Source organism: Paenibacillus sp. PK3_47, assembly GCF_023520895.1.
In the GTDB taxonomy this organism is placed as follows: Bacteria; Bacillota; Bacilli; order Paenibacillales; family Paenibacillaceae; genus Paenibacillus_AQ.
In genome coordinates this window covers 5,838,611-5,861,526 of record NZ_CP026029.1, presented here as the reverse complement: position 1 = coordinate 5,861,526, position 22,916 = coordinate 5,838,611, and the positions used below count along the sequence as shown (strand labels likewise).

The 22,916-nt window shown below is 50.3% G+C and carries 24 protein-coding genes; 4 read left to right on the top strand and 20 right to left on the bottom strand.

All coding sequences use genetic code 11. The features are described 5' to 3' along the window. Positions 1-22: 22 nt before the first annotated feature. The 3 genes from C2I18_RS25575 to C2I18_RS25565 form a co-directional block, all read right to left on the bottom strand. Entirely contained in the window at positions 23-1,000 is a 978-nt protein-coding gene (locus tag C2I18_RS25575) for an aldo/keto reductase (RefSeq protein ID WP_249898524.1), read from the bottom strand. Positions 1,001-1,089: 89 nt separating this feature from the next. Continuing rightward, positions 1,090-2,376 (bottom strand): right-handed parallel beta-helix repeat-containing protein, encoded by a 1,287-nt coding sequence (locus tag C2I18_RS25570; protein WP_481857957.1) that lies wholly within the window; start codon positions 2,374-2,376, stop codon positions 1,090-1,092. A 1,012-nt stretch (positions 2,377-3,388) separates the two neighbouring features. Beyond that, the gene (locus tag C2I18_RS25565; RefSeq protein WP_249898523.1) at positions 3,389-4,249 is read right to left on the bottom strand and encodes a DUF421 domain-containing protein; all 861 of its coding nucleotides are present in this window, start codon (positions 4,247-4,249) and stop codon (positions 3,389-3,391) included. A 158-nt stretch (positions 4,250-4,407) separates the two neighbouring features. Here C2I18_RS25565 and C2I18_RS25560 point away from each other — a divergent pair, with 158 nt between their 5' ends. Next, entirely contained in the window at positions 4,408-4,614 is a 207-nt protein-coding gene (locus tag C2I18_RS25560; protein WP_249898522.1) for a DUF1657 domain-containing protein, read from the top strand. Positions 4,615-4,727: 113 nt separating this feature from the next. Here C2I18_RS25560 and C2I18_RS25555 read toward each other — a convergent pair whose 3' ends face one another. Genes C2I18_RS25555 through C2I18_RS25545 form a run of 3 tightly spaced genes read right to left on the bottom strand, consistent with a single transcriptional unit; the run spans position 4,728 to position 7,515 of the window. Beyond that, entirely contained in the window at positions 4,728-5,504 is a 777-nt protein-coding gene (locus tag C2I18_RS25555; protein ID WP_249898521.1) for a sporulation protein, read from the bottom strand. Between the two features lie 10 nt (positions 5,505-5,514). Further along, positions 5,515-6,606 carry a Gfo/Idh/MocA family protein gene (locus C2I18_RS25550; protein WP_249898520.1) on the bottom strand — a complete coding sequence of 364 codons (1,092 nt, stop codon included), beginning with the start codon at positions 6,604-6,606 and terminating at the stop codon, positions 5,515-5,517. Positions 6,607-6,627: 21 nt separating this feature from the next. Then, entirely contained in the window at positions 6,628-7,515 is an 888-nt protein-coding gene (locus tag C2I18_RS25545) for a sugar phosphate isomerase/epimerase family protein (protein ID WP_249898519.1), read from the bottom strand. A gap of 124 nt (positions 7,516-7,639) precedes the next feature. On the opposite strand from C2I18_RS25545, the gene C2I18_RS25540 reads away from it, so the two are divergent. Next, entirely contained in the window at positions 7,640-8,527 is an 888-nt protein-coding gene (locus tag C2I18_RS25540; protein WP_249898518.1) for a helix-turn-helix transcriptional regulator, read from the top strand. 230 nt (positions 8,528-8,757) lie between these two features. Here C2I18_RS25540 and C2I18_RS25535 read toward each other — a convergent pair whose 3' ends face one another. The 7 genes from C2I18_RS25535 to C2I18_RS25505 all read right to left on the bottom strand — a co-directional run bounded on the left by C2I18_RS25535 (position 8,758) and on the right by C2I18_RS25505 (position 14,800). Then, entirely contained in the window at positions 8,758-9,174 is a 417-nt protein-coding gene (locus tag C2I18_RS25535; protein WP_249898517.1) for a YobA family protein, read from the bottom strand. A gap of 39 nt (positions 9,175-9,213) precedes the next feature. Next, positions 9,214-9,567, bottom strand: coding sequence for a hypothetical protein (locus C2I18_RS25530; protein ID WP_249898516.1), 354 nt, complete (start codon positions 9,565-9,567; stop codon positions 9,214-9,216). A gap of 54 nt (positions 9,568-9,621) precedes the next feature. Continuing rightward, the gene (locus C2I18_RS25525; protein WP_249898515.1) at positions 9,622-10,725 is read right to left on the bottom strand and encodes a Gfo/Idh/MocA family protein; all 1,104 of its coding nucleotides are present in this window, start codon (positions 10,723-10,725) and stop codon (positions 9,622-9,624) included. A 26-nt stretch (positions 10,726-10,751) separates the two neighbouring features. Further along, positions 10,752-11,480: a ThuA domain-containing protein gene (locus C2I18_RS25520; RefSeq protein ID WP_249898514.1), complete on the bottom strand. Its 729-nt coding sequence runs from the start codon at positions 11,478-11,480 to the stop codon at positions 10,752-10,754. Between the two features lie 52 nt (positions 11,481-11,532). Then, entirely contained in the window at positions 11,533-12,693 is a 1,161-nt protein-coding gene (locus tag C2I18_RS25515; protein ID WP_249898513.1) for a Gfo/Idh/MocA family protein, read from the bottom strand. Position 12,694: 1 nt separating this feature from the next. Further along, positions 12,695-13,750, bottom strand: coding sequence for a LacI family DNA-binding transcriptional regulator (locus C2I18_RS25510; RefSeq protein ID WP_249902240.1), 1,056 nt, complete (start codon positions 13,748-13,750; stop codon positions 12,695-12,697). A gap of 177 nt (positions 13,751-13,927) precedes the next feature. Next, a complete protein-coding gene (locus C2I18_RS25505) occupies positions 13,928-14,800 on the bottom strand; it encodes a LysR family transcriptional regulator (RefSeq protein ID WP_249898512.1) in 873 nt (290 codons plus the stop codon). Between the two features lie 124 nt (positions 14,801-14,924). Between C2I18_RS25505 and C2I18_RS25500 the strand changes: the two genes are divergently transcribed. After that, positions 14,925-15,827 (top strand): DMT family transporter, encoded by a 903-nt coding sequence (locus C2I18_RS25500; RefSeq protein ID WP_249898511.1) that lies wholly within the window; start codon positions 14,925-14,927, stop codon positions 15,825-15,827. A gap of 75 nt (positions 15,828-15,902) precedes the next feature. Here C2I18_RS25500 and C2I18_RS25495 read toward each other — a convergent pair whose 3' ends face one another. From C2I18_RS25495 to C2I18_RS25470, 6 genes are all read right to left on the bottom strand, one after another. After that, positions 15,903-16,508, bottom strand: coding sequence for a DUF1349 domain-containing protein (locus C2I18_RS25495; RefSeq protein WP_249898510.1), 606 nt, complete (start codon positions 16,506-16,508; stop codon positions 15,903-15,905). Positions 16,509-16,621: 113 nt separating this feature from the next. Further along, complete coding sequence (locus tag C2I18_RS25490; protein WP_249898509.1) at positions 16,622-17,479, bottom strand: helix-turn-helix domain-containing protein; 858 nt, start codon at positions 17,477-17,479, stop codon at positions 16,622-16,624. 203 nt (positions 17,480-17,682) lie between these two features. Continuing rightward, positions 17,683-18,459, bottom strand: a complete 777-nt coding sequence (locus C2I18_RS25485; protein WP_249898508.1) for a copper amine oxidase N-terminal domain-containing protein — start codon at positions 18,457-18,459, stop codon at positions 17,683-17,685. A gap of 126 nt (positions 18,460-18,585) precedes the next feature. Continuing rightward, positions 18,586-19,359 carry a M15 family metallopeptidase gene (locus tag C2I18_RS25480; protein ID WP_249898507.1) on the bottom strand — a complete coding sequence of 258 codons (774 nt, stop codon included), beginning with the start codon at positions 19,357-19,359 and terminating at the stop codon, positions 18,586-18,588. Between the two features lie 136 nt (positions 19,360-19,495). Continuing rightward, the gene (locus C2I18_RS25475; RefSeq protein ID WP_249902239.1) at positions 19,496-20,950 is read right to left on the bottom strand and encodes a DHA2 family efflux MFS transporter permease subunit; all 1,455 of its coding nucleotides are present in this window, start codon (positions 20,948-20,950) and stop codon (positions 19,496-19,498) included. Between the two features lie 51 nt (positions 20,951-21,001). After that, entirely contained in the window at positions 21,002-21,583 is a 582-nt protein-coding gene (locus tag C2I18_RS25470) for a TetR/AcrR family transcriptional regulator (protein WP_249898506.1), read from the bottom strand. 216 nt (positions 21,584-21,799) lie between these two features. Here C2I18_RS25470 and C2I18_RS25465 point away from each other — a divergent pair, with 216 nt between their 5' ends. Next, positions 21,800-22,237, top strand: coding sequence for a DUF4395 domain-containing protein (locus C2I18_RS25465; RefSeq protein ID WP_249898505.1), 438 nt, complete (start codon positions 21,800-21,802; stop codon positions 22,235-22,237). Between the two features lie 88 nt (positions 22,238-22,325). On the opposite strand, the gene C2I18_RS25460 is transcribed toward C2I18_RS25465, so the two are convergent. Further along, positions 22,326-22,862, bottom strand: coding sequence for a hypothetical protein (locus C2I18_RS25460; RefSeq protein ID WP_249898504.1), 537 nt, complete (start codon positions 22,860-22,862; stop codon positions 22,326-22,328). Positions 22,863-22,916 lie beyond the last annotated feature (54 nt).

The following is a 22,916-nucleotide window of genomic DNA, read 5'->3' as shown; positions in this document are numbered from 1 at the left end:
AAAGTTTGGACTATTATTTTGATCAATGCCCCATAACCGGATGCGGAATATAAGGCTCCTCCAGCCTGCCGATTTCTTCCGGGCTGAGGGCTACAGACACGGCAGCAGCCGCATCCTCCAGGTGGCTCATCTTTGTTGCTCCGACAATCGGTGCAGTTACAGGCTTTTTCTGCAGTACCCAGGCCAAGGCGACCTGCGCACGCGGAATTCCCCGCTCTTCCGCAATTTCTTTTACACGCAGCGCAACCAGCCGGTCTGCCTCTTCTGTACGGGCATATAGACGTTTGCCGAATTCATCGTTTTCTGAACGTGTACTGGTGCTCTCCCAGTCTCTGGTCAAGCGGCCGCGGGCCAGCGGGCTCCAGGGAATGACGCCAATCCCCTCTGCTTCACACAGCGGCAGCATCTCCCGCTCCTCTTCACGGTACAGCAGGTTGACATAGTTCTGCATGGAGACAAAACGGGTCCAGCCATGGCGCTCTGCGGTATGCTGCGCCTTCAAAAACTGCCAGGCATACATGGATGAAGCACCAATATAGCGGGCTTTTCCGGCCTTGACAACATCATGCAGCGCCTCCATGGTCTCCTCGACCGGAGTCGTATTATCCCAGCGGTGAATCTGATATAAATCAACATAGTCTGTTCCCAGACGTTTCAGGCTGTGGTCAATTTCACTCATAATGGCTTTGCGTGATAACCCTCCCCCGTTCGGTCCCGGACGCATCCGGCCATGCACTTTGGTGGCAATGACGACTTCATCACGTGAAGCATAATCCTTCAGCGCCCGTCCGACGATCTCCTCGCTGCTTCCATCGGAGTAGACGTTGGCCGTATCAAAAAAGTTGATCCCCAGCTCAAGCGCCTTTTGAATGAACGGACGGCTCTCCTGCTCATTCAGTGTCCAGGAGTGGCCGCCGCGTTCCGGCTCCCCGTAACTCATGCATCCAAGACATATTCTGGATACATCGAGTCCTGTTGATCCCAGTTTCACATATTCCATGGCGTAAACATCCCTTCTATACTAAAAGTAATGAAAACCAATCGCTAATAGTATAGCGCTGTTCCGCCGGAATTTAAAATACAGCTGTTTTACTGGAAGGTAGCTCCAATATTAGTACCGCTTGGAGTGCCTGAGCCGATCAGATCACTGCCGGCGGCCAGCTTAAGGAAATTCCCCAATGCAATGGAACCGTCAGCATTACGGATGACTGAAGGGGTCAGGCTGACAAAGTCGGCCGCACTCACAATCAGCCCCTTGCCATTGCTGCTGGCATTACTCTTCCACCATACATTGGTGCTGAGAATGTCTGTACCGCTCGTTTTGTCACTCGAACCCCCTGCAAAGCTTAAGTTATTGCTGAACTGGTGAGTGCCGGTATCAAAAGCAAAATTGCTCTGTCCGTTGCTCCAGGAGGTGTTGCCTGTCATTTGAATGGAACCGGGATTGCTGTTAAAAGTAAAGCCGTGCTTCTTGTTCTGAAAAGCGACGCTGTTCTGGACGATATGATTAACAGCTATTTTCTCGCCGCCCAGCTTGTATCCGTTTCCATCACTGTTCGAAGTGCTGCTGCCGTCGGAAGTCTGGCCATTCTTGTAGGCAATACTGTTCTTAATGGTTACCGCACCAATGGGGCCGGTGTCTGACTTGGTATATAAATCCCAGCCGTCATCGGTATTCCAGGCAGCTATACATCTGTCAAATACATTCCCCGGTCCAATGGTCAGCTTGGCGGCAAACCCGTCGGCATCCTCGCCGTTATCCGGATCAAAGTTGTCATGGGAATAGACCCCGATGATCTGATTGTGGCTCGGCCAGTCGGCAATATTGGATAATGAAGAGGAATATCTGCTGATCTGCAGTCCGGAGTCACGGTTATGATGAGTTTCTACATTCTCGATGATGTTATAATTTCCGCCGATAAAAATCCCGTTATCCCCTGCCCCCTTGACCTCCAAGCCTTTAACTTTCCAGTAGTGTCCGAAAATTTGCAGGCCGCGCTCAGTAGAACCAAAGGATTGGGCAAAGAAATCCAGCACCGGCTTTTCAGTACCGTAAGGCTCAATGTTCTTGCGCAGACCTGAACTGCCGCTGTTTTCCCGTTCAACCGTTACCGGTGAGCTGAAAGTATAGGTACCCCCGCGCATATAGATGGTTCCGCCTGGTGCAATCCTGGTAATGGCCGAGGCAAGTGTCGTCGGACTGCCAAGGGTTCCGGCATTTCCGGCAGATCCGTCAGGAGATACATACAGCGCACCTGCCACCGGAGCAGGTGTTGAGGTTGGTGAAGCTGTTGCGCCAGGCGTTGGGGTTGGGGCAGTTGTCGGCGAAGGCGCTGCAGTTGGTGTTGAGGTCGGTTTTACTGTAGGTGTAGGCACTGCTGTAGGCGTAACGGTTGGCGAAGGTGAAGGTGTACCGGAACCGGCAGCTGTAACCACAACATTGTCAAACTTGGCTTCGGTTTTATACGCGATTAAACCAATACCGCCAGCAGTCAAATTGTTATCGTGTGCATTTAACTGCAAAACATTATTTACGTACATATTAATCGAATTTCCGCTTAGTTCTAGCTTCACTGTGTATACTGTTCCGGCTGTAACCGGAAAACCTGTTTTCACAGCCAGTGTACTGCTGGAGCCGCCTACTTTCTTGCGGATTTCCAGAGTGCCCCCGCCGCTGTTAGACAAAGAGGCTGCATAATAATTGTTGCCGTCCGTATAACGCCCGCATACGTAGGTACGGTTGTTGCCGTTGAAGTTATCAATTTTCACATCAGCTTGAACACTGTAATCGGACCAGGAGCTGCTGCCTGCATAGGTACGCCCTTCCGTATCGGCAGACTGATAATATACCCGCGACCCGCCCTCTTGTACCACTGACCATGTACCTGACGTCCGGGTCCAGCTGCCTGCTTCCCCCGATTCAAAATCATCACTGAAAATGTCCGCTGCGTGTACCCGGGAAAGCCCGATGCCTCCCCATCCGCCAAAAACAAGCGAAGCCGAAAGCGCAACCATAACCGCGAATCCAAATCTTCTTTTTATTTTCACGTTAACATTTACCTCCAGTATACGATATGATTTCTTTGCCGGTGACACATGTTCAGATCATTGACTGCCCCTGCCTTCTTATGCAGTAGTGCGCGGGCCAGACACGGCATCCCCTACCTTGTGAGAAAATCATGACTGCCGAATATCCGTAATTCAACTCTTTTGCAGCGGTCAGCCTAATCTCCACTATAAGCATTTCATCAAAAATGTACAGCATTTTTTTACCCTTATTATTACATTTATGTGAATAGTTGATCTTGCCAATACACACATCAAAAGCCAACAAAATCAGTCAAATTTTGCTGGCCTCCTACGTACGCTCACAATTTCACACAATTTGTCAGCTCTGAAGAAACGGCTGTAACTCCTTCAGCAATAGCTGCAGCTTTTCCGAACCCTCGCCATACATAAGCTTGGCATTTTTATTTTTGGTCGACAGGCTGAACAGCTCCAAATCCGCTTCGCATTTCTTCAGCAGCGCATATACTTGCGGCTTGTCCTGCAGCTGAGGGGTCTGAATATTATCGGCGTACAGATCTATTGTAAGCTCACCATAGGTATCGACTTGCCCCAGGAACACATTAGCTTCAGTAAGTCCCAGATTCTCCAGCTTCCCCTGCAGCCAGCTCCGTGAGAGTCCTCGTTTTTCCAGTGAAGCATCCATTATCTTGCCATCCATAATAACAATCTGCGGCTCTTGCTCCGGGGCGAGCTTAATTCCGAGATCCTTTGGAGTCAGCGGCTGATTTTCTCTGGTTAACAGAACATTGATCGCACCGTCGGATTCCATGATGGCAAATTCAACATCGGCTAATTTAAATACATCCTTTTTTCTAAGCTCCTCCAGCAGCTCATCTGAGGATATCCGTTCTTTTCTCATGTTATCTTCCAAGATCTTTCCATCCTTGACCAGCACCGTCGATTTGAAATCGATAAAATCTCTGGTTTTTTTGTTTTTAATTTTCAGAAATTCAATCATTAACGAGAACAATACCCAGACAATGAGTGCAATCAGCCCCAAATACCAGGTTTTGTCGGTATCCAGTGAGATGGATGCAGCCAGGTCCCCCACGGTAATGCCTGTGATATATTCAAAGAAAGAAAGCTGTGAAATTTGCCGCTTTCCAAGCAGCTTGGTCAATAAGAATAATACAACCACAGCAAAAGAAGTCCTCCAGATTACCTCGAACCATTCGGGCATTCTTTTCACCTCCTGTTTTCAAATATCAGCTAACGCAGCATACTCATTATTTGTCAAAACAGGTCCTAATTAACCAAGAAATAATTCCTTGGCCGCTGAAGATACTATGAAGTAATTCACATTCACAGCCTCATCAAGCTTAGAAAGGAGAAAATCACATGACTGTAATTACTCAGGTGAAAACGTGCCTGGCTTCCTTGAAAAGTGCTCAAGCCAGTCTAGAGCAATTTGCATTGGAAACCCAGAATCAGGAGGCTAAAACCTTATTCACTAACGCGGCTGAGCAGACACAGCAGATCGCCTTGCAGGTAGAAGGCCGGGTTACGGAGCTGGAAAAGGAAGAACCCCAGTACAGAGGATTTTAACAGCAGCTGACAAAGGTAAACCCGCAATAGCGTTAAGCAGCAAAAAAAACCTTATGGCAAGTGCCATAAGGTTTTTGCTGCCGGGTTTCTTTTGCTCCGGTGCAGTACACTCGTTAGCGGAGCGCCTTATAAATGAGGCCGCTGAGCAGTCCGGCAACATAATCCGTTCCCCGGTTCAAATCTTCTCTGGAAAGGTGCAGCCACATTTTTCTCTCATCAATATCCAGTGCGCTCTCCAGCCAGCCGGCAATCCCTCCGCTTTTGCGGTCCACTTCGACCAGCACGGATAATCCTTCATGACCGTTGCGCAGAATCAGCTCCAGCTCTTTAAGCCGTCCTCTGAATTCACCGCCGGGATAGAATTCAATTTCCTGTACAAACGGTACCCCTCCGCCAAAACGGCGGTCATGCTCGCAGGTGGAATGCTTGAAGGAAAAGCCCAGCCGTTCCACGGCACCAAATACGATGGACGCAAATGGCGTTGGTGTGATTTCAATATAATCCTTATCCGTCGGATCAACTGCACTGGAGATTTCCAGTCCGGTGTGCAGCCAGACCGGCTGCCGCGAGAACGTCAGCGGTGTCTCGAGCGGAAGCGTAAAGGTGAACGGAATCTCCAGCTTCTGCTGAGCCTTTAAATGAACCTGATCCGTAACCCTGATCTGGGAGATCGTATGGCTGACCCGCTGCTTGCTGTCGTTGGCTTCCTTAATATACTCGGTCATAACTTTGATATAAATTTTGTCTACAGACTGGTCGACGCTGCCGCCGGTAATCCGGACGACTCCCGAAACGGGCTCCCCGGGGAAATATGAGGTCTTTTCCAAAAGAGTATCAATTTGTGCAGATCCGATGCCCACACTTGCCAGCATTTTGTTAAAAAAGGACATAAACAGCCTCCTATTTCGTATTTACCGGAGTATACGCAGGATGAAGCAGGCTGGTTTCAGGATGCGTTCTCATAATTTCGGCAATTTCAAGCTTCTGTCCGCTTTTGGCACTTTCCAGAGCCCCGAATACCATAGCCATGCTGTAGCGGTTGTCCCGGCAGTCTGTTTCAGCAGGCCGCTGCTCTTCAAGGGACAGGAACATCTCCTCCAGGCAGCCGTGATGGAATTGTTCATTCATAGGGATAACCGGACCTTCCACCCTCATGTAGTCACGAATAAACTTCCCTGTCTGGTCGGCATCGCTGATGACTTCCGCATAAGGCATTCCCTGCCCATTCCAGATCACCGCGCCTTTCTCCCCGTGAATCCGCCAGGCAGCTTCCCATGAAGTAGGAGCGCCCTCCGCACACCAGGAGCCCTGATAAGAAAATACGGAGCCGTCCGACATTTCAAAAATGCAGATCGCCGACGCCATCCCCTCATACCAGGAGCCGGGAGGGTTAAATTCCTGGCAGTACACTGTGACGGGATCAGCACCGCTGATGAAGCGGGCCTGGTCAAAGGTGTGGATGGCCATGTCGAGCAGCAGCGGGCTGTTCATGGCATCACGGAACCCGCCGAAATGCGGGGCTAAGAAAAAGCTGGCGCCGATGAAACCCGTCCGTCCTACCGTCCCGGCCTCAATCAGGCTGCGCAGAGAGCGGATACGCTGATCATAACGCCGGTTCTGCATGACAGCATGGCTGCGCCCCGTACGTTCCGCAGTTTCTACAATGGCGCTGCACTGCTCCATGGTTTCGGCAAGCGGCTTTTCACTGAATACATTACAGCCCAGCTCAAGCGCTTTACTTGCGATATTGTAATGGCTTGCAGGTATAGTTACATCAAATACAAGATTAGCTTGTGTCTCTGTGATGGCTTCAGTGATGTCCGTAAATACCCTGCTGGACAGCCCGTAGCGCTCAGCCATAGCCTGAGCCGACTCCGGACGGAGATCCACCAACGCTACAATTTCCACATCTGATCTCTTCAGGGCATAGGTGATCCACTCGTTAGCCATTGCTCCGCAGCCGGCGACAGCTACGCGGTATTGTGCAGTCATTATGGTGTCCCCGCTTTCTTCTTAGACCGGATTAGGTATAAAGCTGCCTCCACGGCAGGATTTCAAATAGTTCAGCGCATGCACTTGTCCTGTCATTTCCAGTTCATCACGGTATACCGGATCATGCCAGCCTTCAATATCGATAGTGCCTTTATATCCCGCCTGGCGGAGAATCGAAATCACATCGGTCCAGTTGGTATCGCCAAAGCCCGGAGTTCGGTGCCATACATACGGCTTCGGCCCATGAATTCCGTATTCCTTGACGATATCCCAGGCAATTGTGGCATCCTTGCCGTGTACATGGAATATTTTATCTGTCCATTTGCGCAGCTGCGGAATCGGATCAATCAGTGCCACCATCTGATGGCAGGGCTCCCATTCCAGGCCCAGGTTGTCTGCAGGCACAGCATTGAACATCTTTTCCCAGGCGGTCGGATTGTGGGCGATATTCCAGTCTCCCGTCTGCCAGTTGCCGTCCATGGAGCAGTTCTCAAAAGCGATTCTCAATCCGCGGTCCGCCGCCCTCTTCGACAGCTCTCCGAACACTTCGGCAAACTTCGGAATGGAGTCGTCAATGGATTGGCCGGTCAAACGGCCGGTGAAACCCGATACCATATCGGTCCCGAATAAATGGGCATGATCAATCAGCCGTTCCCAGCTGGCGAGTGTGTCTGCATTGTCACCCGATCCGGTTAGAGGATTGCCGAAGATGCCTACTGAGGAAATAACAAAATCATGCTCTGCGGCAAGCTCGCGCACCCGTGCTGCAGTTTCTGTCAGGTTAGTCCCCCCGGTAGTCTGCCAAAAGGTCAAACTGAAGGACTCAAATCCGTGTCCAACAATTTGCGGAATGACTCTGACTGCATCCCCGCCGCCTACCAGCGTACCGATTCTCAATGTATCCAGCATCTTGTGTACCACTCCAATATTGGTTTATAGTAAGTTCAGCAATCCAAGTATATAGCGGATTTGATGCTAAATCTCTTCTTATCTTGTGCGATTATAGCTGAATATTGTGGGAGTTGAAGTTGCCGTGACCTATCCGAAAGAGCTGAAAGAATATCCGCAGCTTGAAGAGAAAACCTATCCCTTCCGTATCTTTTTTAATGAGTGCAGGGATGCCAGGCCTGAGCAGAATATACTGTTCCTGCACTGGCATGAACATTTTGAGATTATTGTGATGAAAAAAGGACGGGCAATCTTCCATGTGGACAGCATGCCTTATGAAGCAGGCCCGGGAGATGTAATCCTTGTGCCTTCAGGAGGCCTGCATGTCGGATACAGCATGCAAAGAGGCGATGTTTCGTTCGCATCTATCGTTTTTCATGCTTCCCTGTTCAAGGAACGCACCGAGGATTTGCAGCATGAGCAATTCGTTGCGCCCTATCTGGACAACCGCTACCAGTTCCCGGTGAAGCCGTCAGATCATGAAAGCTCGTGCAGCGCCTATTATACCTTGCTGGATTCTGCTATTTCCGAGGTCCTTCAAAAAGGGCCTGCTTTCCAGCTGGTGGTCAAAAATCAGCTGCATCTGTTTTTCACTCTGCTGGCACGTTCCTTTCCGCCGCAGCTGTCAACGGGCAGGGTGCAGAACCAGCGTCATTCCGTCAACCGGGAGCGGTTCAAACCGCTGCTGGAGCATCTGGAACACCATTTTGATGAAAAGATCACAATTGAAAGCGCTGCCCGGTTCGTGAATCTGAACCCCTACCATTTCTGCAAAATGTTCAAAAAGCTGACCGGGCGCACTTTTATTGACTATGTGAACCTGTACCGGATGAATGAAGCTGAACGGCTGCTGCTGGAAACCGATTACACAGTGACAGAGATCGCCGGCAAAGTCGGCTGTGACAATCCGAATTATTTTACCAAGCTGTATAAGCAGTACAAAGGGCGGACACCTTCCGGGGCGCGGAAGTAGTGTTATTTCATGAATTCCCCCCGGGCAAGACCGTATCTCTGCCAATCGAAACCACACTAACTTGCGAACCAGCGGGTTACTTTACGCACTTTCCCCTCACTGGCGAACCTGGATAGCTCTCTACCTTCCCGGTTGCCCATTGTGTTCGGTTTTTCGAGTACATTTTTCAGCACAAGCAAACAGCACCGTCCACTCGATGTGAACGGTGCTGCGCTACATGTAAAATTCACTCACTCTTCATCCAGTTCAAGTCTCCGTAAGGAAGCTAATGCCGGAAAAGACTCCTCAACTGTACCAGTGCTCCACAGTTTGACATGCTGCCCCTTCTGCAAGTCAGCAATGGCAATGCTGAGTCCTTCGGCGTCATACATCTTAGCCCGATCGCCGATGGAGAACCAGTACGAAGGATGCTCCTGGCCCGGCTCCAAAATCAGAATCCGGTTCCGCTCCCCGGTCTCGATCTCCACGATCTCACCGGTAACATGCGGTTCACCAATCTTACTCACATCATAATGCAGCATCCCGGGATCAATCAGCTGCTCAAGCTCATCCTGGATCTTGGCGGCATTGTCATCCGGCATGGTGACGCCAATCTTGTTCTGTATCACATCGATCCAGGCTCCATACAGATCCAGCCGCTGGTGCACTTCCTGATCCAGCAGCTTGAAAGCTGCTTCAAGCTGCTGCTAAGTAAAGTTCACATCATGCAGCACATAGCTGCCCGCGGCGAACCTGTCCGCAAAGCTGCGCTCGATCTCTGCATTCAGGCCTACGATGTTAACGTGCACGGTACTTCCGTCCAAATAGATATCCCCATTTGGAATATTCCCCTCACTCAGAAAGGTCATAATATCCTCCGGAACGGCTGCTGATTGTGCCGCTGCACCACTGCCGGCATCCGGAGCATTACTTGCAACTGCCGGTGCCGGCGAAGCGCCGCTTGTCAGCTTACCGTTCCCCGGATCGTTTCCACAGCCGCTGATCAGCAGAATCAGCGCAATAAATCCGCAATATTTGGCTACTCCTGCCTTATTCCACATGTAAGACCACCTCCACTCTAACCTCTATGACGGAATCAGAGCGGAATAGGTTGCTTAATCCAAAGTATAAGGTGCAAGATTTAGAGGCAGCGGTGCCGGACGTTCGCAGGTGCTTTCCATTTCGTAGAACTGGCGCGAATCAGACGAATCATGGAACGCCCACATCGCTTCCAGCACATGATAAGCAAGCTCGCCGCTCGCCCGGTGCTTACGGCCTGTACGGATAGCATAAGCCATATCCGCCGGACCGATGCCGCGCGTATTCTGGTCATAACCCGGCAGCAGCGGCGCTTCGGTCCATTCGGCTTCTCCGGTCCGCCGGTATTTAACCGGTCCGCCGAACGTGTTAGGATCAGGAACACGGATCGTTCCTTCGGTCCCATAAATTTCAATCGGCGGCAGGTCACTTCCGCCGAAGATATCAAAGCTGGTAATCAGCGTCGCAATTGCTCCGTTTGCAAATTGAAGCGTTCCGGCCACGTGGGTCGGAATGTCGACGGGAATCTTTTGCCCGGCCTTCTTTTCGCTGGTAATGGTCCGCTCCTCAAGGGCTTTGCCTGTCATGCCGGTCACAGCACGGATTGGACCCAGCAGCTGCACAAGGGCGGTCAAATAATAAGGTCCCATATCGAACAGCGGTCCCCCGCCCGGCGCATAATAGAATTCCGGATCGGGATGCCAGTGCTCATGGCCTCTGCTCATCATGAAAGAGGTGGCCGCAATCGGCTTGCCGATGATACCGTCTTCAATCAGCTTCAGTACAGTCTGGATTCCGGCCCCGAGAAAGGTCTCGGGAGCACTGCCGACGAGCAGGTCTTTTTCCGCAGCCAGATTAAGAACGCTTAACCCTTCTTCCCGTGTGACAGTCAAAGGTTTCTCCACATACACATGTTTCCCGGCTTCGAGCGCACGCAGATTAATATCCGCATGGGCAGCCGGAATGGTCAGGTTGATTACAATTTCGATCTCAGGATCATTCAGCAGCTCTTCGACTGTGTACACGTTCGGAATTCCGTATTTATCCGCTTGCTCCTGAGCTCTTCCCAGGTCCATATCCGCGCAGGCGGCCAGCTCAAGAATCTCAAACTTCTTGCAATTCTCCATATAAATGCCGCTGATTTTGCCGCAGCCGATAATCCCGACTTTTACCTTATCCATCGTCTCACTCACTCCCGCTCCCGCAATTATTGACTGTCTGCCATACCGCTGTAGCTGCCGATGTTCTGCAAATCCTGCGTTGCTGATTCTGCATACGTTTTGCCCTCTGCCGCCCAGAGCAGACCGCGGCGCATCAGTTCCTTAACCTGAGGCAGCGCGACGATATCGGCATGATGGCCAAGCGAATTATAATATACCCGGCCCAGTCCCCAGCGCTTGGTCCATACGACAGGCATATCCACCGCTTTATTGGTTGCATGCGGTCCGTTTACCACAGGGAAACGGGTTGTCGCCAGAACTTCCACAGCCGGATCAATGTGCAGATAATACTGCTCCGTGGATACTTCGAAATTTGCAATGCCTTCCACCAGCGGGCTGGAGCCCTGGCGGATTTCTACCGTATAATTAACACCATCATTGCCCGGATGGGCTACCCATTGTCCGCCGGTCATGAACTGCCAGTCTACATTGTTGCGGAAGGAATCACACATTCCTCCATGACAGCCGGCAAGCCCTGTACCGTTCTGTACTGCTGCGGATACATTATCCACCAGCTGCTGCTCGATTTGACCCATCGTCCAGACCGGTACAATCAGATCAAGGCCAAGCAGCTTCTCTCGGTCTGCAAAAGCCTCCAGTGTGTCTGACACTTCAACCTCATATTGTTCCCCGCGCAAAATCTCTGCAAAAATATCAGCAACCTGCTGAGGTTCATGGCCGTCCCATCCGCCCCACACGATCAAAGCCTTCTTCATCCTTAACACTCCTTCATTTAAATGAATGGTTATATTAATGGCAGCGCATGCATTACATCTCGGAGAGCTCTACCCAACGGCGCTGTTCGATCGAACGTTCAACAGCCTCAAGCACCGCCTGGCATTTCACCCCGTCATTGAAGTTAGGCTGAGGCTGGCGGCCCTCTTCCACTGCAGCAGACAGCTCCAGCATTTCGTGGATAAAGGTATGCTCAAAACCGATCGTATGGCCCGGCGGCCACCACGCTTCTGCATAATCATGAGCCGGATCAGTGGCCAGCACCCTCCGGAAGCCCTGTACATCCTCATCATCAGAGGCCAGGTATACTTCCAGTTCATTCATGCGTTCAAAATCAAATTTCACACTGCCCAGACTGCCGTTAATCTCAAAAGAATTGGTCGAACGGTGGCCGGCTGCAAAGCGCGTGGCCTCAAAGCTGCCCAGGGCACCATTAGCAAAACGGGCCATGAACAATGTAGCATCGTCTACTGTAACTTCCCCGCGCGGTGCATCTTTGCCCGCCTTGGCACTAAGCCCTGTCATTTCTGCAGCGAGCGGACGCTCCTTGACGAAGGTCTCGCTCATTCCGATAACTTCATTTATATCGCCAACCAGGAAATGGGCCAGATCAATCAGATGCGCGCCAAGATCACCATGGGAGCCGGAACCGGCGACCTCCTTTTGCAGCCTCCATACCAGGGGGAACTCCGGATCGATGATCCAGTCCTGCAGGAACCAGGCGCGGAAATGATAAATAGTCCCCAGCCGTCCGCTCTCCACCAGCCGTTTGGCCAGCCGGACCGCCGGAGAGAAGCGGTAATTAAAGCCGACCATATGCACAATCCCGGCATCTTCAGCTGCCTTCAGCATCTCACGGGAGTCTTCCAGATTAAGTGCCAGCGGCTTTTCGCAAAAGATATGCTTGCCTGCCTTGGCGGCAGCAAGGGCAATCTCTTTATGTGCGTTGCTTGGTGCATTGATATCGATAAGATCGATGTCTTCACGTGAGACCAGCTCCTGCCAGTCCGTTACACTTTCCGCCCAGCCTAGCTGCAAAGCTGCCTCCTGAACTGCTTCTGAATTACGGCCGCAAATGACAGACATTTCCGGTTTCAGTGCACCGGGGAAAAACATAGGCAGACTGCGGTATGCATTGCTGTGGGCCTTGCCCATAAATTTATAGCCAATCATTCCGATACGAAGCTGTTTCATCTTAGCCCTCCCTGGAACTTATATTCATGGTTGAAGCACGGACAACAAGCTCTGTAGGCAGTTTGACCGAGATCAGTCTGCCTGCTGTTTCCGATTCAATAGCTGAAAACAATTCAAGTACCTGCGCTGCCGCAATTTCCCCCAGCTCATAAAACGGAACACGTACACTGCTTAGTGCCGGTGTCGTCAGTTCGGCAGCATCCGAATCATCATACCCGACAATAGCCGGCATCCGGCTGCCGGGTATCCCCAGTTCACGCAGTCCCTGCTGAAGACCGATGGCCATCCGGTCGTTGGCCACAGCGACAGCATCGATGTGCGCAAGGCCCGCGGCAATAATCTTCGCCGCTGCAGCCCCGCTCCTGCGGCTGAAATTCCCTTCCAGCAGCAGCGATGGATCTGGCTCTATACCTGCTTCCGCCAGTGCCTGCCGGTATCCGGCCAACCTGTCCCGGCTGTTCGAATAAGCTGCCGGACCGTTTAGAAAGGCGATCCGCCTGTATCCCTGCTGCAGCAGATGCTGCACAGCCTGGCGGCTCCCTTCTACATGATCCGCATCCACCTCATGGAAGCCCTCGCCTTCAAAATGCTGATTAATGAGGCAAAAGGGATGGCCTTCTTGCTTCAGGCTGCGCAGCGCGGCAAGCTCGCCGGCCTCTTCCTTCGCGCCCAGCACAATACAGGCATCTACCTTCCGCATCCGGAACAACCCGGAGTAATCCAGCGGTTCATCCCCATCGCGGAAAATCATGAGCAAGTCGTAGCCTTCTTCTCTTGCCTTGCTTCCGATTCCGCTGAGAATTTCCGAGAAGTAATACGCGGAGAATAATCGGGCTTTGGGCAGATAGGGCATGACTACACCCAAATTCCCGCTTCTTCTGCGGGCAAAGCTGCGGGCCAGAGAACTGGGCGTGTACCCGAGCTCCCGCGCCGCCTCGAGCACCCGCTGCTTCGTTTCCTCTTTTAGCGGTCCGACATTGTTAAGCACACGTGATACGGTCGCTTCGGATACACCTGCCAGATTCGCCACCTCTTTACGACTGGCGATAGCGATCATCCCTTTCTGGATACTCAACCTGCATTTCATAGAGCAAATTCAATGTTGCAAACGCTTAATGTACACGCGTACATTCTCTCATGTTCACTTCCTGGCGTCAACTGGTTTATGTATCATTTTTCTTCCAGCCGAAAAGCCCATGCAGCAAGCAGGCGGCATGGGCTTCTATAGTTGTCCTTACTGTTCTTTCAGCCAGGTCTGTACATATTTCAAAAAACGCTTTGTCGCCGGGGAAGCATATTTCATATCGTTGACGGCAATTCCCAGGGACCTGAAGCTCCGCTCTTCCAGCTCCAGCATCGCCACATTATGCTTTTGGCGCGTGATTACCAGCTCAGGCAAAATGCTGATGCCCAGACCGTTCTCCACCATTGCAATGATCGCATAATCATCTCCAGCCGAAAATTTGATATTAGGCTTGATGCCCGCCCGTTCCAGCACACGTCTGACATCATAGTCAGAGCCGGGTTTTGGAATAATGAAGTCCTCATACGCAATTTGGGCCAGAGGCATAAAGGGAGCCTCGCTCAAAGGGTGATCCTTGGCAAGGATGGCAAGCATCCGGTCCTGCTTCAGCGGGATCACTTCGAACTTCTCCCGGGTCGGCAGCGAGATAAAACCGCAATCAATGACTCCGGCCTCAATCCACTGCTCAATTTCCAGATAACCGCCTTCCATAAGCTTAAAATCAATATACGGATACTCCTGGCGGAACTGCTTGATCATGCCCGGAAGCCAGTGCACAGACACGCTGGTGAAGGTGCCGATTGTAATCGTTCCCGTCTCCAGTCCGTGTATATCGGCAACCTGCTGTTTAAGCTGCTCATTCCATTTCAGAATCTCCCGGATCGGCTGGAGCACCTGCTCCCCGTTCACTGTCAACTTGACGCCGGAGCGGTTGCGCAGCAGCAGCGGGAATCCGAATTCCGATTCCAGGCTGCTGAGCGTATGGCTGATTCCCGACTGGGTGAAGCCCAGCACATCGGCTGCTTTGGTCAGGCTTCCCAGCTCCACCACCTTTAAAAATACCTCATATTTGCTGATACTCAAAGCATGCACCCACCCTTTATTTCCATGAATTTCATTCATGTTTTGTATGATAAACATTCAGTTAACTTATGTAATTGAGCGTATTATACTATATTCACTTGAGAATAAGAAGGATGATGATGAAATGAAGCCGCTGAAGGCTGAGCTGATGCTCCTCGTAGTAACCATGTTCTGGGGGTCCTCCTACCTGTTCATGAAGATGGGGTTGGACACACTTGGTGAATTTAATCTGATTGCGCTGCGTTTCGGGCTGGCTTTTATCCTGGCGGCTGCCCTGTTCCATAAACGCCTGCGCCGGATCGATGCCAGAACACTGAAATACGGAGCCCTGCTCGGCTTTTTACTATTAGGTGTATTCACCTGCATTACATTTGGCCTGAAGACAACGACAACCTCCAATGCCGGCTTCCTGGTTGCGCTGACCGTCATTTTTGTGCCCATGATTGAAGTGCTGGTCTTCAAAAAGAAAACCGCACCGCCGCAGATTTTTGGAGCTGTCCTTGCCATAACCGGGATTGGGCTGCTCACCTTGAATGCCTCTCTTCACATCGGGCCGGGTGATCTCCTCTGTATCCTGTCCGCACTGTTCTATGCCGTGCAGATTCTGGTAACAGGAAAAGCGGTCAAAACCTGCGACACATTGAACCTCGGCATTCTTCAGCTTGGCTTTGCCGGCGGTTACGCCCTTGTCTTGTCTGCTATTTTTGAAACACCTGCTCTGCCCTCCACCTTACCAGGCTGGACTGCCATTCTGGCACTGGGTATTCTCTGCAGCGCCTGCGGCTTCATTATGCAGCCAATAGCCCAGAAATACACATCACCGGCCCGCACCGGCCTGATTTTTGCACTGGAGCCTGTATTTGCCGCCTTCTTTGGCTACTGGTTTGTAGGTGAACAGCTGTCCATGCAGGGCTATGCCGGCGCAGCACTTGTGCTGCTGGGTATTGTCGCTTCCGAGCTTTTAGGAAAAATACCTGCCGCTCCCCATTTACCAAGAGGACTTAAGAAACGCCGGGCTGATTTGTAGCTGGCCCTATCAATTACTGATTCCAGTATAAAAAAGCCGTCACAGCATCCGCTGCGGCGGCTCTTTAATTGAGCATTAGGCTCCCGTTCTCAAATTTTTCACGGTCTTCTTTTCTACTGATAAATTCTGAAACACCCGATCCCCGCCTTGACCCGTAGGCGCCTGTGCTACAATTCCCACCTTAACTGTATCCTCTACCGGAAGGCTGAAATAGCGCATCATATCATACTTTTTGCCGTCTAACGAATAATGAAAAGCAAAGGAATTGCCGTACCTTGCAACCTGCAGCCATACTTCATTGCCATCAATATTACAGCCGTTTGCATCATCCGATATCTGGTTCGTCACCACACTGACAACAGCCTTCGTATCAAAATCTGTAAGTTCAAAACAGGCTTTTGCCCATACCTTCAAATCCTTCATAACCATAATGGCAGCCGCATCGTAGGTTTCCAGAAAGTCATGGCTCACCTTTACTTTCAGCACGAAATCTCCCGGTATTTCCGTATAAAAAAACGGCGCATTGGCTAAACCTTCCGGAATCACACCTTCTTCTCCGATGGAACCGCCGGGACAGAAGTAATCTGTTTTTGCAGGCGCGGTTAGGATTAATTTGTCCGCTTCAAACCTGAAATCCCCTTTATTAAGCCACTCATACTCTTCAAAATCCTTTTGTTCCATCTGAACGCCTCCTAATTCCCCATAATTTAAAGTAAAATCCCCCAGAGGTTGTACCTTAAAATTATATCGTTATCAAGTTTGAAAATCTAACCTAAGAATGAAGAGATTCCGTCCTATTCAATAGGAAAATATAAATCCATATATACAGAACCGCCCATAACAAGTTCTTCCTCAAGCCAAAAGCGCTCCTGGTCACACGAGGTTTTATAGCCTCTGCTGTTCACCCAGCCGGCAAGCTTTTTCCAGCCCAAGGGAATGCGCTCAAACGGATTGATATAGGGTTCGGTAACCCGCAGCACTGCATAATTACATCCTTTAATATGTTTACACGTAAGACCTGCTGTCAGGGGAAAGACTTGTTCCTCCACAGTTACCCAATACTCATAACCACGCAAGCCTGTCTCCTGCTCTTCGCCGGCAAGGGGAATATCAAACCCGAATTTTCTGGCCCCGGGATTCACTCCGGACTTCTTGGCCCATTCAGTGACAAAGTTAACTACTTCTTCCTCAGGATTATTGCTGATCCTAACCCCGCTCACTACATCCATTGTGTCGATTTTCTCAATCCTCACTTCACTTAAATAGTCCATTTGAACTCCTCCACGTAACAAGTTAATCTGTTCTTTTAACACAGGTTTAGGGGGTAAAACATATTTCACACTTCTGCAGCTGCCGGGCAATTGGCCGAACTCCTGCTGGAATGCTCTACTGAACGTCCTCTCTGAGCTATAGCCGTAGTCCAGTGCGATATCCAGAATCCTTCTTCCTTTAATGACATCAAGCATCGCATAAGCTAACCTTCTTTTGCGGACATACTCCATGAAGGTGACGCCAAGATGGATGCCGAAGAGCCGGTGAAAATGAAATTTGGAAAATCCCGAATTTTTTGCACACTCCTCAATACTAATGCGACCGGTTAAATTTTCTTCAATGTAATCAATAGTTTCCTGGAAATCATCTATATAACCCACACGCTTCACTTCCTCGTTGCAACGATTAACATCATTATAATAATTAGCGGAGCAGGACACTGGACATTTCTTGCGCATTGCATATGTAAAATCAGAAATCTAACAAATAAATGAAGATATTCCTCAGCCAGGTTCATAGATCTTTGCAGCACAAAAAGGTGCCCTAATAGCTGTATTGGCTATAGGGCACCCCATATTTATCTTTAATTCTGCACTGGCTGAGTTGAGATCCCACTCGCCGGTACTGCACCCAGCGTAAATCCTGTAACTTTGCCGGACTGATCTACCTGAAGCGTCAGCATCACTTCCGCACCGGTAAATGTCAGCACACTTTGTATGGTGATGCCCTTTCCGGCCTGCTGGCTGGTTGTATTTTTGATTCCGAGAAAATGGCCTGAAGGTAAGGCTGCCTTTTCCCAGTCCTGCTGAACCTGCGGCAGTGTAAGCTTCTGTTCTGCTGCTCCGGTCAAATACCGCTTGTTCAGCTCTTCATATTTACCGGCCGCAAGGAGACTGGTGACTACACCTGCTGTAACTTCCGGACTGTAGATTTCCGCCTGATTGCTGGCCGCATCATATGAGGTGACCAGGCCAATGGCACTGAAGAAACTTAAAGGTACGAATAGACGCCCTTGTCTGGAAACTGCATTGTCGGTGAAAGACTGCTTTTCTTTGCCGTTAATCACCAGCTCCTGGCTGCCAAGCTTGAATTCAATCGTTTCTTTTACCCGGGTCAGTTGAACTGTACCTGTTGCACTTGTAAAGGAAGTTTTGTACTTGAGCACCTCTGCCGCTTCCCGAAGCGGAATCATTACCGTGCTGCCACTTTGGTATGCTGGTGAACTGCCCGTCTGAAGCGCCTGTCCGTTCATAATAATACCCACTCCGCCTGCGGCGTCAGCCCTCTGTGCCGTTCCTATCCCCGTTCCTGCTGCCAATAACAGAATACTTAGGATAACGGCTGCGATTTTGTTCTTCAAATCGGTTCCACCTCTCCAGTATCAAAATTATTATGCACGCATGCTGCAGGGAATACTCCTACAATTAACAATAACCGCTTTCCCGCAGCTTATAACCCTGTTTCTGTAAAAAGTAAAACAAATAGTTTACTCTACATTAAAGTTGAAATACTGCTTGGGGTAAGGCTCCTTTATAAATGTAAAATGCCACCACTCTTTGGCGTAAGGCTTAAAGCCGTGCTTGACCATAGCATCCTTCAGGATTTTGCGGTTAGCCTGCTGTGTCTTGCTGATCAGAGGGGTATTATAGTAAGAAATCTCGCCAAAAAAATCAAACGGGCTGCCCATATCAACTAACGCCCCTGTTTTTTGATAAGCCAGAGTTAAATCGATCGTACTGCCCCGGGAATGTCCCGACTTTTTTGCGATAAAGCCCAGCTTAAAAAGGTTACGTTTGTCCAGCTTCGGATAATACTGTTTCTTCATTTTTTGATCGGAAGAGTCCTGGGACCAGGTTACAAAATGAGTTACCGCTTTTTGCGGACGGTAGGCATCGTAAATGCGCAGCATATATCCCTTTTTCGCCAGTTCATCACTCACCTTCTTCAGTGCAGCCGCAGCTGTACGTGTAAAAATCGCATATGGCGCCTTGTACCCGTCGATCCTTGTCCCGATAAAATTATGATCACTGTAGTAACGGATTTCGTATTGTGCTGCAGGAATCACTTCATCAAGGTACACAAAACCGTCAGGTAAACTATTCTTCTTGGCAGGTATACTTTCCTGCACGGCTGCTCCGGATTTCTGGCTCGTTACACCTGAAGCAGAAGCCTCTCCTGCTGTTAATAGACACGACAAAGTTAATGTAAGCAGCAGAATACCGCCTGTTATTCTTCTGCTCATCCAGCGGTGAACTTTCAATTAGGACACTCCTTTCTGATCCGCATCTTGACAAGACTAGTATAAGGTTCCCCTTCCATAGTCGTCCAGCATTTAAAGCGGCTGAAACAGGAAAAAGCACATCCGCAGAGCGGATGCGCTTCGTACCTATCAAATATTAATGCATTGCAGTCGGAGCTTTATGCTGTACCACAACACGTTTGATGAAGAAGGAGACGACCAGACCGATAATGGCCACGATCATGCCGAAAATAAAAGCATTCTGTACGCCATGCGTGAACGCCTGAACGGCGTTGGCAGGGTCCGCAGGGTTCGTTACAGTCTCCATGTAGCTCTTCGTGCCGGAAGTCATGATACTTACAGCCAGCGCGGTACCGATCGCACCGGCAACCTGCTGCAAAGTATTCATAATCGCCGTGCCGTCAGGATAGTACTGCATTGGCAATTGGTTGATTCCGTTCGTCTGTGCAGGCATCATAATCATCGATACCCCGATCATCAGTGTGCTGTGCAGCACAATAATGAAGGCGACGGTAGATGCGGCAGTGATACTGGAGAAGAACCAGAGTGTTACTGCGACAATAATCAGACCCGGGATCACAAGCCATTTTGGACCGTATTTATCAAACAGGCGGCCCATAATCGGTGACATCAGTCCGTTAATGATTCCGCCGGGCAGAAGCAGCAGACCTGCTTTGAAGGCTGAGTAGCCTTGGCCCTGCTGCAGATACATCGGAAGAATCAGCATCGAGGACAGGATGACCATCATACAGATGAAGACCATCAGAACGCCTACTGTGAACATCGGGAATTTGAACGCGCGCAGGTTGATCATCGGCTGCTTCATTGTCATCTGACGGATGACAAACAGGATGAGTGCAATTACGCCGACAGCAATGGCAACAATAACCTTTGTGCTCTCCCAGCCGCCTTCTTCCCCGGCACTGCTGAATCCGAACACAATACCGCCAAAGCCGAGCGAGGATAGCAGAATCGACAGTGCGTCAATCTTCGGCTTGGTGACTTCCGAGACATTTTGCATGAACAGAATTCCGCAGATCAGTGCCGCAACCAGGAATGGCAGTGACAGCCAGAAGATCCAGTGCCAGCTGAGGCTCTCAATAAGCAGTCCGGCAATCGTCGGCCCGATTGCAGGTGCAACCATGATAACCAGACCGATCAGACCCATTGCGCCCCCTCTTTTTTCAGGCGGGATGATGACCAGGATCGTATTGAACATCAGCGGCAGAAGCAGGGCTGTACCCATTGCTTGAACGACACGGGCCAGCAGCAAAAATTCAAACGTCGGTGCCATCGCTGCCAGGAATGTACCCACAATGGAGAAGGATACGGCAGTCACGAACAGCTGTCTTGTGGTAAACCATTGAAGCAACAGACCGGAAATCGGTACAAGAATACCAAGTGTCAGCAGATAAGCTGTGGTCAGCCATTGTGCTGTAGCTGGTGTAATATCCAGAATAATCATAAGATCACTAAGTGCTACATTCAGCGCCGTCTCACTGAACATCCCGATAAAACCTGCCAGAAGCAGGGATACGAGAATCGGCAATACTTTAAATTTCTTTTGCCCGGTTTGTTGCTGTCCTTGCATAGTTGCTTCCACTCTCTAATCCTCCTGATAATGTGTAAATTTTGTCTCTCTCTATTCTTTCTCTGTGCCCAGCATTGCCGGAATAATCTGCGCTGCAGCGAGCAGCGGCTGTTCACTCCGGTAAGTCAGCGCCTGGAGCAGCGCGCCCTCAAACAATGAAATGACAGCTGAAGCCTTACCGGCTGCAGTCTGTTCATCTGTGCCTTCAGCAATCAGACGCTGCGCAATAACCTCGTGCCAGTCTTCAAATACAGCCTGACAAGCTCCGCGCAGTTCTTCGCTGATGCAGGAAGTCTCTACCGCCAGCCAGAAGCTGAACGGAACAACACCTTCAAAATTGGACACTACAGCCTCCCTGGCCATATTCAGAATGAATTCCTGTACTCCGTCAGCAGTACATGAACTCTTCTCCACATAGTGTCTGAGCTTCTCGGCAACAGTTTCACTAGTGCGGTTGATGCAGGTTAAAGCCAGCTCCTCCTTCCCGTGGGGGAAATAATAATAAAGGGAGCCCTTGGGCGAGTCACTGTCTTTGATAATCTGATTCAACCCTGTGGCATGATAACCTTGTGTGAAAAATAACCGGGATGCGGTGTCCACGATCGCCTCACGTGCATTGTGCTTGCTCGACAAGCTTGACACTTCCTTTTACTTTTATAACAATCGGTCTACATAATAAAACCACGAATCGCCCGTTTATGTCAACGTTTAATTATTTAAATTTTAATGCTTATTTTTGTAAAACAAAGCTTTGTAAAATATTATAGATCATGTTCTTCCCTCTTATTGCTGGCTTATTCTGCATCCAGTATAATTTAATTATTCCAATGTGAAAGGTGTGCATTATGCATGAGCAGCTCCGGTTCTGTGAAAGGAATACCGCGCCCTTTGGTCAAAACCAATCAGGCCTTTATTGTAATTTCAGTATTAGCCAGCTGGCTAACAGACCAGCACTGGATTCTCGCATTACCGCTGGCAGCCGGGATACCGGGACTGCTGTTCGGGTATAATCCGGTGATAAAGCTGGCGGCTAATTTCCTGAAAAAAGAACGCTCCGCTTACGTGCTTGAGGACTACGGGCAGCAGCAGTTCAACCAGAGTATCGCCGTATTCTGCCTGGCAGGCGGACTTATCAGCTTCCTCGCCGGGTGGACGATTGCCGCTTACCTCTTTACCGGTTTGGTCGCTGTGGCAGCAACGGTTGCCATTCTCGGGTTCTGCATTGGCTGCTTCATTCATTATCAGTGGAGAATGTATACGTACAGACGCAGCCAGAAGAGCAGCTAGAGGCTTCATGATTGAAATCGAGCTTCCTATACAGAGTAAAAGAGCGGGCCGCCGGCCCGCTCTTTCATTTACGGCTATAGGTTCTGCCTTATTCCCTGGGCTCTTCCCCGGCCACATCCCAGCGGTGGCGGAACTTCTCCAGCCGCGGATGGACAGCAGCCGGAGCTTCCGACAGCAGCAGCCGGATCTTAACGATCCAATCCTCAAAGGATGAATAGGAGGCAAATAAATTCGCCGTTTCCGGCGTCAGGTACAGAAAATACGGCGAGGGATAGACATCGCTGATATGGCGCAGTGCAGAATCCAGCGGCGTGTATTTCTTGCGTTTGCCCTCCAGGCTTTCCACTGTGATGAAGGACTGGCCCTGGTCTCTTTTCCACTCATGCAGACGGTCTTCACGCTTATAAAAGGACTGGACCGGCTCCTTCGTCATTCTTCTCACCGTTTCCTCATGCAGCGGATACAGCACCAGCTTCGTGAACTTTCGCTCCACAGCCGTGCGTGCTGCTGCCTCCAGCTCCTGGTCACTGATATGCTCGAAAGAATCATAAAAAATCAAAGTACCCTTGCGTTCCTTGGCCGGCGGTTCATAGCCGTAAGGGACATGCTGGATGTCTCGTTTCATTGTACCCCTCCTGCTTGTTCAGTCAATGCCTATAGCATATCATGCTACCGCAGC

Coding starts and splice junctions, on each gene's coding strand:
- C2I18_RS25530 (WP_249898516.1), bottom strand. CDS start 9,567: ATGTGGAATAAGGCAGGAGTAGCCAAATATTGCGGATTTATTGCGCTG.
- C2I18_RS25510 (WP_249902240.1), bottom strand. CDS start 13,750: ATGATCGCTATCGCCAGTCGTAAAGAGGTGGCGAATCTGGCAGGTGTA.
- C2I18_RS25575 (WP_249898524.1), bottom strand. CDS start 1,000: ATGGAATATGTGAAACTGGGATCAACAGGACTCGATGTATCCAGAATA.
- C2I18_RS25560 (WP_249898522.1), top strand. CDS start 4,408: ATGACTGTAATTACTCAGGTGAAAACGTGCCTGGCTTCCTTGAAAAGT.
- C2I18_RS25515 (WP_249898513.1), bottom strand. CDS start 12,693: ATGAAACAGCTTCGTATCGGAATGATTGGCTATAAATTTATGGGCAAG.
- C2I18_RS25465 (WP_249898505.1), top strand. CDS start 21,800: ATGAGCAGCTCCGGTTCTGTGAAAGGAATACCGCGCCCTTTGGTCAAA.
- C2I18_RS25460 (WP_249898504.1), bottom strand. CDS start 22,862: ATGAAACGAGACATCCAGCATGTCCCTTACGGCTATGAACCGCCGGCC.
- C2I18_RS25495 (WP_249898510.1), bottom strand. CDS start 16,508: ATGGAACAAAAGGATTTTGAAGAGTATGAGTGGCTTAATAAAGGGGAT.
- C2I18_RS25500 (WP_249898511.1), top strand. CDS start 14,925: ATGAAGCCGCTGAAGGCTGAGCTGATGCTCCTCGTAGTAACCATGTTC.
- C2I18_RS25475 (WP_249902239.1), bottom strand. CDS start 20,950: ATGCAAGGACAGCAACAAACCGGGCAAAAGAAATTTAAAGTATTGCCG.
- C2I18_RS25565 (WP_249898523.1), bottom strand. CDS start 4,249: ATGCCCGAATGGTTCGAGGTAATCTGGAGGACTTCTTTTGCTGTGGTT.
- C2I18_RS25550 (WP_249898520.1), bottom strand. CDS start 6,606: ATGACTGCACAATACCGCGTAGCTGTCGCCGGCTGCGGAGCAATGGCT.
- C2I18_RS25525 (WP_249898515.1), bottom strand. CDS start 10,725: ATGGATAAGGTAAAAGTCGGGATTATCGGCTGCGGCAAAATCAGCGGC.
- C2I18_RS25545 (WP_249898519.1), bottom strand. CDS start 7,515: ATGCTGGATACATTGAGAATCGGTACGCTGGTAGGCGGCGGGGATGCA.
- C2I18_RS25520 (WP_249898514.1), bottom strand. CDS start 11,480: ATGAAGAAGGCTTTGATCGTGTGGGGCGGATGGGACGGCCATGAACCT.
- C2I18_RS25555 (WP_249898521.1), bottom strand. CDS start 5,504: ATGTCCTTTTTTAACAAAATGCTGGCAAGTGTGGGCATCGGATCTGCA.